The organism is Pseudarthrobacter phenanthrenivorans (assembly GCF_036455295.1).
In the GTDB taxonomy this organism is placed as follows: Bacteria; Actinomycetota; Actinomycetes; order Actinomycetales; family Micrococcaceae; genus Arthrobacter; species Arthrobacter phenanthrenivorans_C.
The window spans coordinates 89,064-101,803 of the sequence record NZ_JAYXNX010000015.1 but is presented as its reverse complement, the minus strand read 5'-3'; the positions used below and the strand labels follow the sequence as shown (position 1 = coordinate 101,803).

Below are 12,740 nucleotides of genomic sequence, written 5' to 3'. Positions count from 1 at the left end.
GTCACCAAACCACGCCGGGCGTCACTAACGTCCGTGGTCAATACACCTAGCTGGAGCTGCCTTCCGCCTGGGTGGGCACTGGCTCCGCATCGGGATTGCCGCTGTCTTCGGCCTTGACCGCGGGCATCGCCAGCACGGCCGCGACCGTCAGCAGCCCGGCCACCAGCGCCGCCAGGAACACGGCGCCGGAGGCGCTGATCACCGTGGCGGGGGCGGCATTGCCTCCGTCGCTGCCGCCGTAGATGGCGTTGGCCACGGCCCCGAACACGGCCACGCCCAGGGCGCTGCCGATGGACCGGGCGAACATGTTGGTGCTGGTCACCACGCCGCGTTCGTGCCAGGGCACGCTGGACTGGGCGGCGATCAGCGTGGGGGTTGCCAGCAGGCCCAGGCCGAGCCCGACGACGAAGCAGCTGAGGGCGATCAGTGCCACGTTGGGCGAGGAGGCGGTCAGGGACAGGATCAGCAGGCCCGCCACCGAGATGGCGATGCCGATCAGGGCGGTGGATTTGAACCCGATCCGCAGGTAGAACTTTCCTGCCTGCGAGGCGCTGAGCGGCCATCCGAGGGTCAGGGCGGCGAGCGCCAGGCCGGCCACCAGGGGCGAGGATGAGAGGGCGCCTTCCAGGAAGGTGGGCACGTAGGAGGTCAGGCCGATCATTACCGTTCCGACGCCGAAGGAGACCAGCGCGGTGGTGGCCAGGAGGCGCCGGGACACCACCCAGGCGGGCAGGATGGGTTCCGCTGCACGCCGTTCCACCAGCAGGAACGCGCCCAGCAGGACTGCGCCCACCACAAACACGCCAATGCTGATGGGGGAGTTCCACGCCCACGCCTGGCCGCCCTGCAGGGCGCCCAGGATGAGCAGGCCGAGCGACCCGGCCAGCAGCACGGCGCCGGCGTAGTCCACCTTGTGGGGGGCGCGTTCCACGTTCTCGTGGAGGGTGCGGATCAGCATCCACCCTGCCAGGAGGCAGAGCGGGACGTTGACCAGGAAGATGCCGCGCCAGATGCCCAGCGCGGAGAAGATGCCGCCCAGGCTGGGGCCAACTACCGAGGAAACAGCCCAGACGCTGGCCAGGTAGCCCTGGACCTTGGCGCGCTCCTGCAAGGTGTAGATGTCGCCGGCGATGGTGACCGAGACAGGCAGCACGGCGCCGGCGCCCAGCCCCTGCAGGGCGCGGAACGCGATCAGCGAGGGCATGCTCCAGGCCATCCCGCACAGCACCGAACCGAGCAGGAACAGGCCAATCCCGGTCAGGATAAGGGGCTTGCGGCCTGCCATGTCGGAGAGTTTGCCGTAGATGGGCACGGATACCGCCTGCGCCAGCAGGTAGGCGGAAAACAGCCAGGGGAAGGACGCGAATCCGCCCACGTCCCGGACGATGGACGGGACCGCCGTGGCAACGATGGTGGAGTCGATGGCCACGAGCCCCGTGGAGAGCATCAGGGCGATGAGGATGGGCCCGCGTTCGGAACGGAACCCGACGCCGTCTTTTGCGTTCGCCATGTCAGACCCGCACCAGTCCGGCGGCCTCGGCCAGCAGTTCCACGGAGCGCAGGCGCTCCCTGGTGCCGGGGCTCTGGTGGGCCACGATCAGTTCATCAGCGTCTGCATGTTTGCCGAAGCTGTCCAGGTACTCGATGACAGCGTCCGGCGTGCCCACCGCGGAGTAGGTCATCATCTGGGCCATGTGCCGCCCCTGGGGCGAGTCGAGGATCATGTCCGCCTCGTCGTCGGTGAATTCACGGGTACCGCCGCCAAAGAACAGCGAGACGCGGGCGCGCTTGGTGGCCTGCAGCATCTCCTGTGCCTCGGATGCGGAGTCGGCCGCGATCACGTTGACGCCGGCGATGACGTGCGGCGCGTCGAGCTGGGCGGAGGGCTTGAACTCGCTCCGGTAGATGGCCACCGCATCCTGCAGCGCGGCGGGGGCAAAGTGGGAGGCGAAGGCGTAGGGCAGGCCCAGCTGCGCGGCAAGGCGGGCGCCGAACAGGGACGAGCCCAGGATGTACAGCGGGACGTTGGTGCCGTTGCCAGGGGTGGCTTCTACGCCCTGGATGCGGGTGGGCCCGGTCAGGTAGCCCTGCAGCTCCAGCACGTCCTGGGGGAAGCTGTCCGCGGACATGGGGTCGCGGCGCAGGGCGCGCATGGTGTTCTGGTCGCTGCCCGGCGCGCGGCCCAGGCCCAGGTCGATCCGGCCCGGATGCAGGGTTTCCAGGGTGCCGAACTGTTCGGCGATGGTCAGCGGGGAGTGGTTGGGCAGCATGATGCCGCCAGCTCCCAGACGGATGCTTTCCGTCTGCGCGGCCACGTGCGCGATCAGCACGCTGGTGGCGGAGGACGCAATGGAGGACATGTTGTGGTGCTCGGCGTACCAGATGCGCCGGTAGCCCAGCTTCTCGGCGCTTTGCGCCATGGCCACGCTGCCCGCGAAGCTCTCCGCCGCCGTCTGGCCTTTGCCGATGGTCGCCAGGTCAAGGATGGAAAGGGGAAGAGTCACGTCAGGTGCGGCCTTTCAGGAACGTTTCGTAAGAGTCGCCGGCCGGATCACGGCGGGCACTTGAGGCATAACCACGGCAGGGCCCGGCTTATTTCGTGATTTCCGGAATACTCAGCACACTTATGAGGTTGCCGCCCCTATGAGCCATGATTCAACGAACCAGCTGGAAGTGTCCGCAACGATCGACCTCAAGGACCTCGGGACCGTGCACCGCCTCGGTTTCGGTGCCATGCGCATCGTGGGTGACGGCGTCTGGGGCGAGCCCGCCGACCGCAAGGCCGCCGTGGCCGTGCTGCGCCGCGCCGTCGAACTCGGCGTTGACTTCATCGACACCGCCGATTCCTACGGCCCCAACATCAGCGAGGAAATCATCGCCGAGGCCCTGCACCCGTACAAGGAGGGGCTGAAGATCGCCACCAAGGTGGGCTTCACCCGCACGGGGCCCAACAAGTGGATCCCGGTGGGCCGGCCGGAGTACCTGCGCCAGCAGACGGAGCTGAGCCTGCGCAAGCTCAAGGTGGACACCCTGGACCTGCTGCAGCTGCACCGGATCGATCCCAAGGTGGACGCCGAGGAGCAGTTCGGCGTGCTGCGCGAGCTCCAGGACGAGGGCAAGGTCCGTGCCCTGGGCCTGTCACAGGTGAGCGTGGCGGAGCTCGAAGCGGCCGGAAGGTACTTCACCGTGTCCACCGTGCAGAACCGCTACAACCTGACCGACCGCAGCTCCGAGGACGTGCTGCGCTACTCGGAGGAGAACGGCATCGGTTTCATCCCGTGGGCGCCGATTTCCGCCGGTGAGCTCGCCCAGCCGGGTGGCCCACTGGACGAGGCCGCCAAGCGCCTGGGTGTTACCACCTCGCAGGTGGCACTGGCCTGGCTGCTGCGCCGCTCCCCCGTCATGATGCCCATCCCGGGCACCGGATCCGTGCAGCACCTGGAAGAAAACATGGCCGCCGCCGGCATCACGCTCGACGACGACACATACGCTGAGCTGGAAGCAGCCAGCAAGTAGCACGCGGCTTCGGCCACTCACGTCAGCAAAGACATTCACGTCAGCAACGACAGGAGAAACACCATGGCAAACATCCTGATGGTCGTATCGGCCGCAGACTCCCTCACCATGAAGGACGGCAGCGAACATCCCACAGGCTACTGGGCTGAGGAACTGGTGGTATCCCACCAGTCCCTCACCGAGGCAGGAAACACCGTCCACATCGCCACCCCCGGCGGCAGGAAGCCCACCGTGGACCAGGTGAGCCTGGCCGCAGAGTCGGCCGGCGGCGAGGACCGTGCGCAGGGCTTTAAGGACTACCTGGCCAGGATCGACGCCGAACTCGCCCACCCGCTGGTCCTGGCCGACGTCGACGTTGCCTCCTACGACGCCGTGGTGATGCCCGGTGGGCACGGCCCCATGGCGGACCTGTACAAGGACGCGGACCTGGGCCGCATCCTGGTGGCAGCCAACAAGGCCGGCAAGATCATTGCCCCGTTCTGCCACGGACCCGCCGGGCTGCTGAGCGCAACGGACCACGGCGGCGCGTTTGCCTTCAAGGGCCGGCGCCTCACGGTCTTCACCAACGAGGAAGAGCTGGGCGGCGGGACCGGCGAGAACACGCCATGGCTGGTGGAGGACGCCCTCAAGGAGAAGGGCGCCGTGATCGAAAACGGCGCCGCCTGGTCCTCCAACGTGGTGCGGGACGGCAACCTGATCACCGGCCAGAACCCGCAGTCCAGCGGGGACGTGGCCAAGGAAGTCCTGGCGGCGCTGTCGTAGGCACCCGGCGCCAACCCTGCCGCCGCAAGAGGGGACCAGTTCAATGCGAACCGGTCCCCTCTTGCCGTCTCCCGGCTTTGTTGCCCTGCCGGGAATATATCCCCGCCGGTCCTCCGGTGAACCGCTGTTACTCCCTGTATCTCAGGGTTTCGCGGGCCTTTGATTCCTTGGAAGGGGCTGCCGGATAGTTGCTGCAACGCGCACTCCCGCCGCATCTTTCGGCCCTTTCCAGGAGGAACCATGCCCATCACAACCAAGCCGGCCGCCGTTGCAGCCCTTGCCGTCTCAGCACTGCTGGCACTGGCCGCCTGCTCCGATCCCGGCGCCTCGGCGGCGACAGCACCGTCGTCGTCCGCCACCAACTCCGCCGGCAAAACCTTTAACCTGTCCCCCGAACAGGACCGCTTCAAAGTCTCAACGGACCCTGCCGCCGCGGCCCTGGTGCCTGAGGCGGTCAAGGCCGACGGCAAGCTCACCGTGGTGACCACGGGCGGAGCGGCGCCGCTCAGCCTGTTCGCCACGGACAACAAGACCCTGATCGGCAGCGAGGTGGATATCGCCTACGCCGTGGGTGAGTCCCTGGGCCTGCGGGTGGAGGTCCTGCCCGTCGCCTGGGCGGACTGGCCGCTGGGCATTGAATCGTCCAAGTACGAGGCCGTCCTGTCCAACGTGACCGTCACGGAGGCGCGCAAGGAAAAGTTCGACTTCGCCACCTACCGCAACGACCTCCTGGGCTTCTACGCCAAGAGCGACTCCAGCATTGGGGAGATCAAGGAAGCCAAGGACGTGGCGGGCAAGAGGATCATCGTGGGTTCCGGCACCAACCAGGAAGCCATCCTGGTGCGCTGGGACGAGAAGAACAGGAAGAACGGCCTGGCACCGGTCCAGTTCCAGTATTACGACGACGACTCCGCCTCAAGCCTGGCCCTCCAGTCGGGCCGTGCGGACCTGACGTTCGGGCCCAACGCCGCTGCCGCGTACAAGGCGGCGCAGGACGGTAAGACGAAGGAAGTGGGCACGCTGAACGGCGGCTGGCCCCTGACGGCGCAGATCGCCTTCACCACCAAGAAGGGCAACGGCCTGGCGGTTGCCGCGCAGGCTGCGCTGAACCACCTGATTGACGACGGCACCTACGCCCGGATCCTGGACCGCTGGGGCCTGTCCTCCGAGGCCATCCAGAAGTCCGAACTGAACCCGGCTGGCCTGCCGAAAACATAGGGGGCGCCGACGAAGGAACCCCCTGAACTGATGCTGGACCGCCGTCCGCGTACCGATGGAGCCGGCGAGGAAGTAGTTTATGACTACGTCCTGGCCAAGCAGGGCCAGAAGAAGTAGCACGCAAACCGGGAGACACCCCGAACGGAGGCGCTCCGGAGCCATGCTTCGGAGCGCCTCCGGTTTTTCCGCGCCAGCCAGGAGTTCCGATGAGCCACCCCCGCCCCGAGCCGCCCGCCACATCCGCCGGGTCGGCCCCGCCGGCACCGGCGCCGGAACCCCTGCTGGAACGCCCGGGGGTCCGGCCCGCGGGCCCGCGCACTATTCTTCGCGACCTGGGCCTCTCCTATGTCTCCAACGGGGCCATCGGGCTCATCTTCGCTGCGTCCGGGCCCATCGCCGTCACCCTGGCCGTCGGAACGGCGGGCGGCCTGACGCAGGGCCAGCTGTCGTCCTGGGTTTTTGGCATTCTGTTTTCCGGCGGTGCGGCCACGCTGCTGATGTCGCTCATTTACCGCCAGCCCCTGGGCTTCGCCTGGTCCATCCCCGGAACGGTTCTCCTGGGACCGTCCCTGCAGCACCTGTCCTTCCCCGAAGTCGTCGGGGCCTTCTTCACCTCCGGCGTGCTGATCCTCGCCCTGGGCGCCACCGGGGTGGTGCGTCGGGCTATGGCGTTAGTGCCGATGCCACTCGTGATGGCCATGGTGGCCGCGGTGTTCCTGAAGTTCGGCACAGACATCGTTGCCTCCACCCAGGACAACCCGGCCGTGGCTGCTCCGATGGTGGCCGCGTTCCTGGTGCTCACCGCAGTCCCCAGGCTGGGCAGGTTCCTGCCGCCGGTCCTGGGTACCCTGGTGGCAGGCTGCATTGCCGTGGCGGCCAGCGGCCAATTCAACCTCCCGGCAGGGGGCCCACTCCTGGCCACCCCGGTTTTCACCGCCCCTGAGTTCACTTGGGCCGCCCAGCTTGAGCTGGTTGTCCCCCTGGCCCTGACAGTGTTGTTCGTGCAAAACGGCCAGGGCATCGCCGTCCTCCGCGCCGCCGGCCATCGTCCGCCCGTGAATGCCTTCGCCATCGCCTCCGGGGCGTTTTCGGTGCTGAACGCCGGCTTCGGCGCTGTCTCGGCGTGCGTGACCGGTCCCACCAACGCCCTTTTGACGTCGTCGGGAAGCCGGCAGCGCCAATACACGGCTGCCGTGGCTTACGGCCTGCTGGCCCTGGTGTTCGCCGCATTTGCCCCCACTCTGACCCGGCTCATGCTGGCCGCACCCAAGGAGTTTGTGCTGGCACTGGGCGGCATTGCGATGTTGCGGGCCCTCCAGCAGGCTTTTGTCACCGCCTTCGCAACCAGCTTCACCCTGGGTTCGCTGGTGACGTTTGTGGTGACCATTTCCGGCATGAACCTCTTCAATATCCATGCGGCCTTCTGGGGCCTGGTCATTGGCTACGCGGTGTCCCGCCTGCTTGAGCGTGCGGACCACGCCAAGTCCTGACGGACCGGGCCCCCAAGAGGCCTGTTGTGGCCCGGCAAAGTGCGCTCCGGGCTGGTTAGGCAATAGTGTGGCGGAATGGGGAGCAGTGCCGTGAACTCCGGCGAACTATCTGACAGGCAATCCCGCATCCTTGAGGCGGCGATGGACCTACTCTCCCGTCATGGCATTTCGGGGGTGAGCATGCGCTCGGTGGCGCGCGAGGCTGGCGTGGCGCTGGGTCTGGTCAACTACTACTACGACGACAAGGCCACGCTGATCAGGGCAGCCCTGGGCCGGGTTGATGAGCACGACCTCCGGCTCGTTGCCCCGGACCCGTCGCTGGCCCCGGATGAACAGTTGCGCAGGGCCCTCCGCCGTGTGGCGGGCGCCGACCTGCTGACCACCCGATACCTGTCCCTGCGCCTGCACCTGTGGGCCCTCGCCCAGGCGGACGAGGACTACGCCCAGATCAACGCCGCCGCATTCGACCGGTACATCGACGGTGTCGCAGCGCTGGTGTCCAGCGCCAAGCCGGAGCTGCCGTGGGAGGTGTGCCGGGAGCGGGCGTCGGACATCGTGGTCATCCAGAACGGCGTGTGGCTCACCGCGTTGCTCGGCGTTGACAAGGCGTCAATCGAGCGAAGCATCGAGCGGACGGAGCAGATCGCGTTCGCACCGCTGGACGGCACGGCGAGCCAGGACCAGGAAGCCGGCCAGCCCTAAGAAATCCTGCAGCAAGGCAACAGTCACCTTTGCGTAGCATTGAACAAGTGTTCAAGAAAAGTATTGAACACTTGTTCAATCTCCGTTATTGTCCTGCGTATGACTTACGCCACACCCGACGGGGACGCCGCCGCACGCGCCCTCCCCGAGACGCCCCGCACCCTGTTCATCAACGGCCGCTGGGAACCGGCAGCCTCCGGCGCCGCCCGGGAGATCCGCAATCCCGCCGACGGCGAAGTAGTCGCCATGGTGTCCGAAGGCGGCCGTGAGGACGCCGAACGCGCCATTGCCGCGGCCCGGGCAGCCTTCGACTCCGGAGTCTGGTCTTCCGTCCCGGCCCCCGAGCGCGGCACGTTCCTGCTCAAGGTCGCCGCCGGCCTGCGGGAGCACCGGGAAAAGTTTGCCCGCGCCGAATCGCTGGACACTGGTAAGCGCATCGTGGAAAGCCGCATCGACATCGATGACATCGCCGCCTGCTTTGAGTACTTCGGCAGGCTCGCGGGCCAGCAGCCGGGCCGTGTGGTGGACGCCGGGAATCCGGACGTCGTCAGCCGGATTGTCTATGAACCGGTCGGCGTCTGCGGCCTCATCACACCGTGGAACTACCCTCTCCTCCAGGCCGCCTGGAAGATCGCACCCGCCCTGGCAGCCGGCTGCACCTTCGTCCTCAAGCCAGCCGAATTGACCCCGTCCACCAGCATTCTGTGCATGCAGCTCATGCAGGACCTGGGCCTGCCCGACGGCGTCGCGAACCTTCTCACCGGGCCCGGCACCAAGGTTGGGGCCCCGCTGTCCGAACACCCCGACGTCGACCTCATCTCGTTCACCGGCGGGCTGGAAACGGGCAAGCGCATCGCCGCCACCGCTGCCGCCACCGTCAAGAAGATTGCGCTTGAACTGGGCGGCAAGAACCCGAACGTCATCTTCGCTGACGCCGACTTCGATGCCGCAGTGGACAACGCGCTCAACGGTGCCTTCGTCCACTCCGGCCAGGTCTGCTCGGCAGGCGCCCGCCTGGTGGTTGAGGAATCCATTGCCGAACGCTTCGTGGATGAACTGGTGCGCCGCGCTGAAGGCATCCGCCTGGGCGGCCCCTTCGACGACGACGCCGAGACCGGCCCGCTGATCTCGGCAGGACACCGCGACAGTGTCCACGAGTACGTCCAGCGCGGCATCGCCGAGGGCGCCCGGCTGAGGACCGGCGGCTCGGCGCCTTCCGGGGAGAAGTACGACGCCGGGTTCTACTACCTGCCCACCATCCTGGACCAGGTGCAGCGCGGCATGTCCGTGGTCACCGACGAGGCCTTCGGCCCGGTGGTCACGGTGGAAACCTTCCGCACCGAGGACGAGGCCGTGGCGATCGCCAACGACACCATCTACGGCCTGGCCGGGGCCGTCTGGACGCAGGACGCCGGGAAGGCCCAGCGTGTGGCGGGCAGGCTTCGGCACGGCACCATCTGGATCAACGACTACCACCCCTACCTCCCGCAGGCCGAGTGGGGCGGCTTCGGCCAGTCCGGCGTCGGCCGCGAGCTGGGCCCCACCGGCCTGGCCGAATACCAGGAAGCCAAGCACATCTACCAGAACACCAGGCCGCAGGTCACCGGCTGGTTCGCTGACCACAGCAAGGAGAACTAGATGCACTACGACAACATTGAGGACGTGAGCGACCGCGGGTTCGACTACGTCGTGATCGGCGGCGGGTCCGCCGGCGCCGCCGTGGCCGCACGGCTCAGCGAGGACCCGGAGGTCACCGTCGCCCTCGTCGAGGCGGGCCCGGACGACCGCAACATCCCTGAAATCCTGCAGCTGGACCGCTGGATGGAACTGCTGGAATCCGGCTACGACTGGGACTACCCCATCGAGCCGCAGGAGAACGGCAACTCCTTCATGCGGCATGCCCGCGCCAAGGTGATGGGCGGCTGCTCCAGCCACAATTCCTGCATCGCCTTCTGGGCTCCCCGCGAGGACCTGGACGAGTGGGAGTCCAAGTACGGCGCCACCGGCTGGAACGCGGACGCCGCGTGGCCGCTGTACAAGCGCCTGGAAACCAATGAGGACGCCGGACCTGACGCACCCCACCACGGGGACTCAGGCCCGGTGCACCTGATGAACGTGCCTCCGGCGGATCCTGCCGGCGTCGCGCTCTTGGATGCCTGCGAGCAGGCCGGAATCCCACGCGCCAGGTTCAACACCGGCACCACCGTGGTCAACGGCGCCAACTTCTTCCAGATCAACCGGCAGGCGGACGGCACGCGCGCCTCCAGCTCGGTCTCCTACATCCACCCCATCGTGGACCGCCCCAACTTCACCCTGCTGACAGGCCTGCGCGCCCGCCAGCTGGTGTTCGACGCGGACAAGCGCTGCACCGGCGTGGACGTGGTGGACGGAGCTTTTGGCCGCACCCACCGGCTCACCGCCCACCGGGAAGTCATCGTGTCCACCGGCGCCATCGACTCCCCCAAGCTGCTCATGCTCTCCGGCATCGGCCCGGCTGAACACCTCGCCGCGCACGGCATCGAGGTGCTGGTGGACTCCCCCGGCGTGGGCGAGCATCTGCAGGACCACCCCGAAGGCGTGGTGCAGTTCGAGGCGAAGCAGCCCATGGTGCAGACCTCCACGCAGTGGTGGGAAATCGGCATCTTCACCCCCACCGAGGACGGCCTGGACCGCCCCGACCTGATGATGCACTACGGCTCCGTCCCGTTCGACATGAACACCCTGCGGCACGGCTACCCCACCACCGAGAACGGCTTCAGCCTGACCCCGAACGTCACCCATGCCCGCTCCCGCGGCACGGTCCGGCTGCGCAGCCGCGACTTCCGCGACAAGCCCATGGTGGACCCTCGCTACTTCACGGATCCGGACGGCCACGACATGCGCGTCATGGTGGCCGGCATCCGCAAGGCCCGCGAGATCGCCGCCCAGCCCGCCATGGCGGAATGGACCGGCCGCGAACTCTCGCCCGGCATCGAGGCGCAGACGGACGAGGAACTGCAGGACTACATCCGCAAGACCCACAACACCGTCTACCACCCGGTCGGGACCGTCCGCCTGGGCCCGGCCGACGACGACATGTCGCCGCTGGACCCCGAGCTGCGGGTCAAGGGCGTCACCGGGCTCCGGGTGGCCGATGCTTCCGTCATGCCCGAACACGTCACCGTGAACCCCAACATCACCGTCATGATGATCGGCGAGCGCTGCGCCGACCTGATCCGTGCCGGACGTACCGGCGCCGATGGAACGAACGACAAGGAGCTGACCTCAGCCCTCGCCTGAGCGGCAGGCCTTAGGGGCCCGCATTCCCAACAGCCACGGCCCCAAGCGTTAATCCGCCGCACCTCAGGGCGGCCTCCCATCGTGCTTTCTGATCCAGGAGTCCAATTTGGAACCCAGCAAGAGTATTGATTCAAGCGGCATGGACGAATTCGGCTACACCCAGACCTTGGACCGAAGCATCGGCAAGTTTGCCAGCTTCGCCGCAGGTGTCAGCTACATCTCCATCCTCACCGGTGTTTTCCAACTGTTCTACTTTGGCTTTTCCATGGCCGGCCCGGCGTACGCCTGGTCCTGGCCCATCGTGTTCGTCGGCCAGCTGATGGTGGCCCTGTGCTTCGCCGAACTGGCCGGCCGCTACCCGGTTGCCGGTTCGGTCTACAACTGGGCCAAGCGGCTCGCGTCCGGGACCTCGTCCTGGCTCGCCGGCTGGCTGCTACTGCTGTCCTCCATCATGGCGCTGGGCTCCGTGGCCCTGGCGCTGCAGATCACCCTGCCGCAGCTCTGGTCCGGCTTCCAGTTCATCGGTGACGGCACCGGCCCCTACGACTTCGCCATGAACGGCGTGGTGCTGGCCACCATCATGATCACCATCTCCACCCTCATCAACGCGTTCGGCGTCAAGCTGATGACCAGGATCAACAGCATCGGCGTCTTCGTGGAACTCATCGCGGCCGTGCTGCTGATCCTTGCCCTGGGCTGGCACGTGGTCCGGGGGCCGGAGGTCTTCTTCCAGACCAACGGCTTCGGCGAGGGCAAGGACCTGGGCTTCTTCGGCGTCTTCCTGATCGGTGCCATGGCCTCCGGCTACGTCATGTACGGTTTCGACACGGCCAGCTCCCTGGGCGAGGAAACCAAGGACCCCAAGAAGACCGCTCCCAAGGCCATCCTGCGCGCCGTCACGGCGTCGTTCCTGCTGGGCGGGGGAATCCTGCTGTTCGGCATCCTTGCCGCACCGGACCTCACGGACCCGCAGATCGGCTCCCCCGACGGCGGCCTGCAGCACATTGTGCTCTCCGTCCTGGGCGGACCCTTCGGGAAGGCCTTCCTGGCCTGCATCGTGGTGGCCGTGGTGGTGTGCACCCTGGCCGTCCACGCCGCCGCGATCCGGATGATGTTTGCCATGGCCCGGGACAACAACCTGCCCTTCAGCCGGCAGCTCAGCAAGGTGGATCCCGTCCGGCGCACCCCCACGGTGGCCGCCATCGTGATCGGCGTCCTGGCCATCCTGCCGCTGCTGGTCAACGTCACCCAACCTGCCATCTTCACCATCCTCTCCAGCATCAGCATCGTACTGATCTACCTGTCCTACCTCCTGGTCACGGTTCCCCTGCTCCGCAAGCGGCTGGCCAGGAAGTGGCCCCTCATCGCGGACGGTTCCGAGCCCGGATTCCGCATGGGCAAGTGGGGCCTTCCGGTGAACATCCTCGCGGTCCTGTGGGGTGCCGCCATGACCATCAACCTCGTCTGGCCCCGGCCCGAAATCTACAACTCGGTGCCGCCCTTTGAGTGGTACCTGCAGTGGGGCGGCGTGATGTTCGTGGCCGCAGTGATCATTGGCGGGACGCTGCTCTACCGGCTCAAGATCCGGCACCAGACCGGGGTGCTGGCCGAGCACGCGGCGGCCGTGGCAGCCCACCCGTCGTCCCACGCAGAGCACGGGGAACGGCACGAATCGGCCCACGAGGCGGTGCCGGTCAACGCCGCCATGGCAACCGAAAGCTAGGAAAGCCAGGCCCAAGGGGCCGACGGCGGCACTTACCAAAAGTGCCGCCG

10 protein-coding genes are annotated in these 12,740 nt (G+C 67.2%); 8 read left to right on the top strand and 2 right to left on the bottom strand.

All coding sequences use genetic code 11. The features are described 5' to 3' along the window. Positions 1–46 precede the first annotated feature (46 nt). Both VXJ37_RS17215 and VXJ37_RS17210 read right to left on the bottom strand, forming a co-directional pair. Positions 47–1,510, bottom strand: coding sequence for an MFS transporter (locus tag VXJ37_RS17215; protein ID WP_331324264.1), 1,464 nt, complete (start codon positions 1,508–1,510; stop codon positions 47–49). A gap of 1 nt (position 1,511) precedes the next feature. Continuing rightward, positions 1,512–2,504, bottom strand: a complete 993-nt coding sequence (locus VXJ37_RS17210; protein ID WP_331324263.1) for an LLM class flavin-dependent oxidoreductase — start codon at positions 2,502–2,504, stop codon at positions 1,512–1,514. Between the two features lie 139 nt (positions 2,505–2,643). On the opposite strand from VXJ37_RS17210, the gene VXJ37_RS17205 reads away from it, so the two are divergent. From VXJ37_RS17205 to VXJ37_RS17170, 8 genes are all read left to right on the top strand, one after another. Continuing rightward, the gene (locus tag VXJ37_RS17205; protein WP_331324262.1) at positions 2,644–3,516 is read left to right on the top strand and encodes an aldo/keto reductase; all 873 of its coding nucleotides are present in this window, start codon (positions 2,644–2,646) and stop codon (positions 3,514–3,516) included. A gap of 63 nt (positions 3,517–3,579) precedes the next feature. Further along, positions 3,580–4,278: a type 1 glutamine amidotransferase domain-containing protein gene (locus tag VXJ37_RS17200; protein ID WP_331324260.1), complete on the top strand. Its 699-nt coding sequence runs from the start codon at positions 3,580–3,582 to the stop codon at positions 4,276–4,278. A 240-nt stretch (positions 4,279–4,518) separates the two neighbouring features. Further along, a complete protein-coding gene (locus VXJ37_RS17195) occupies positions 4,519–5,496 on the top strand; it encodes an ABC transporter substrate-binding protein (RefSeq protein WP_331324259.1) in 978 nt (325 codons plus the stop codon). A 206-nt stretch (positions 5,497–5,702) separates the two neighbouring features. Beyond that, on the top strand, positions 5,703–6,986 hold the full coding sequence (locus tag VXJ37_RS17190; protein WP_331324258.1) for a benzoate/H(+) symporter BenE family transporter: 1,284 nt from the start codon (positions 5,703–5,705) through the stop codon (positions 6,984–6,986). A 75-nt stretch (positions 6,987–7,061) separates the two neighbouring features. After that, the gene (locus VXJ37_RS17185) at positions 7,062–7,688 is read left to right on the top strand and encodes a TetR/AcrR family transcriptional regulator (protein ID WP_331324257.1); all 627 of its coding nucleotides are present in this window, start codon (positions 7,062–7,064) and stop codon (positions 7,686–7,688) included. Between the two features lie 99 nt (positions 7,689–7,787). Next, positions 7,788–9,326, top strand: a complete 1,539-nt coding sequence (locus VXJ37_RS17180) for an aldehyde dehydrogenase family protein (RefSeq protein ID WP_307303732.1) — start codon at positions 7,788–7,790, stop codon at positions 9,324–9,326. Further along, complete coding sequence (locus VXJ37_RS17175) at positions 9,327–10,967, top strand: GMC family oxidoreductase (protein WP_331324256.1); 1,641 nt, start codon at positions 9,327–9,329, stop codon at positions 10,965–10,967. A gap of 139 nt (positions 10,968–11,106) precedes the next feature. Next, positions 11,107–12,690: an APC family permease gene (locus VXJ37_RS17170; RefSeq protein WP_331324266.1), complete on the top strand. Its 1,584-nt coding sequence runs from the start codon at positions 11,107–11,109 to the stop codon at positions 12,688–12,690. Positions 12,691–12,740 lie beyond the last annotated feature (50 nt).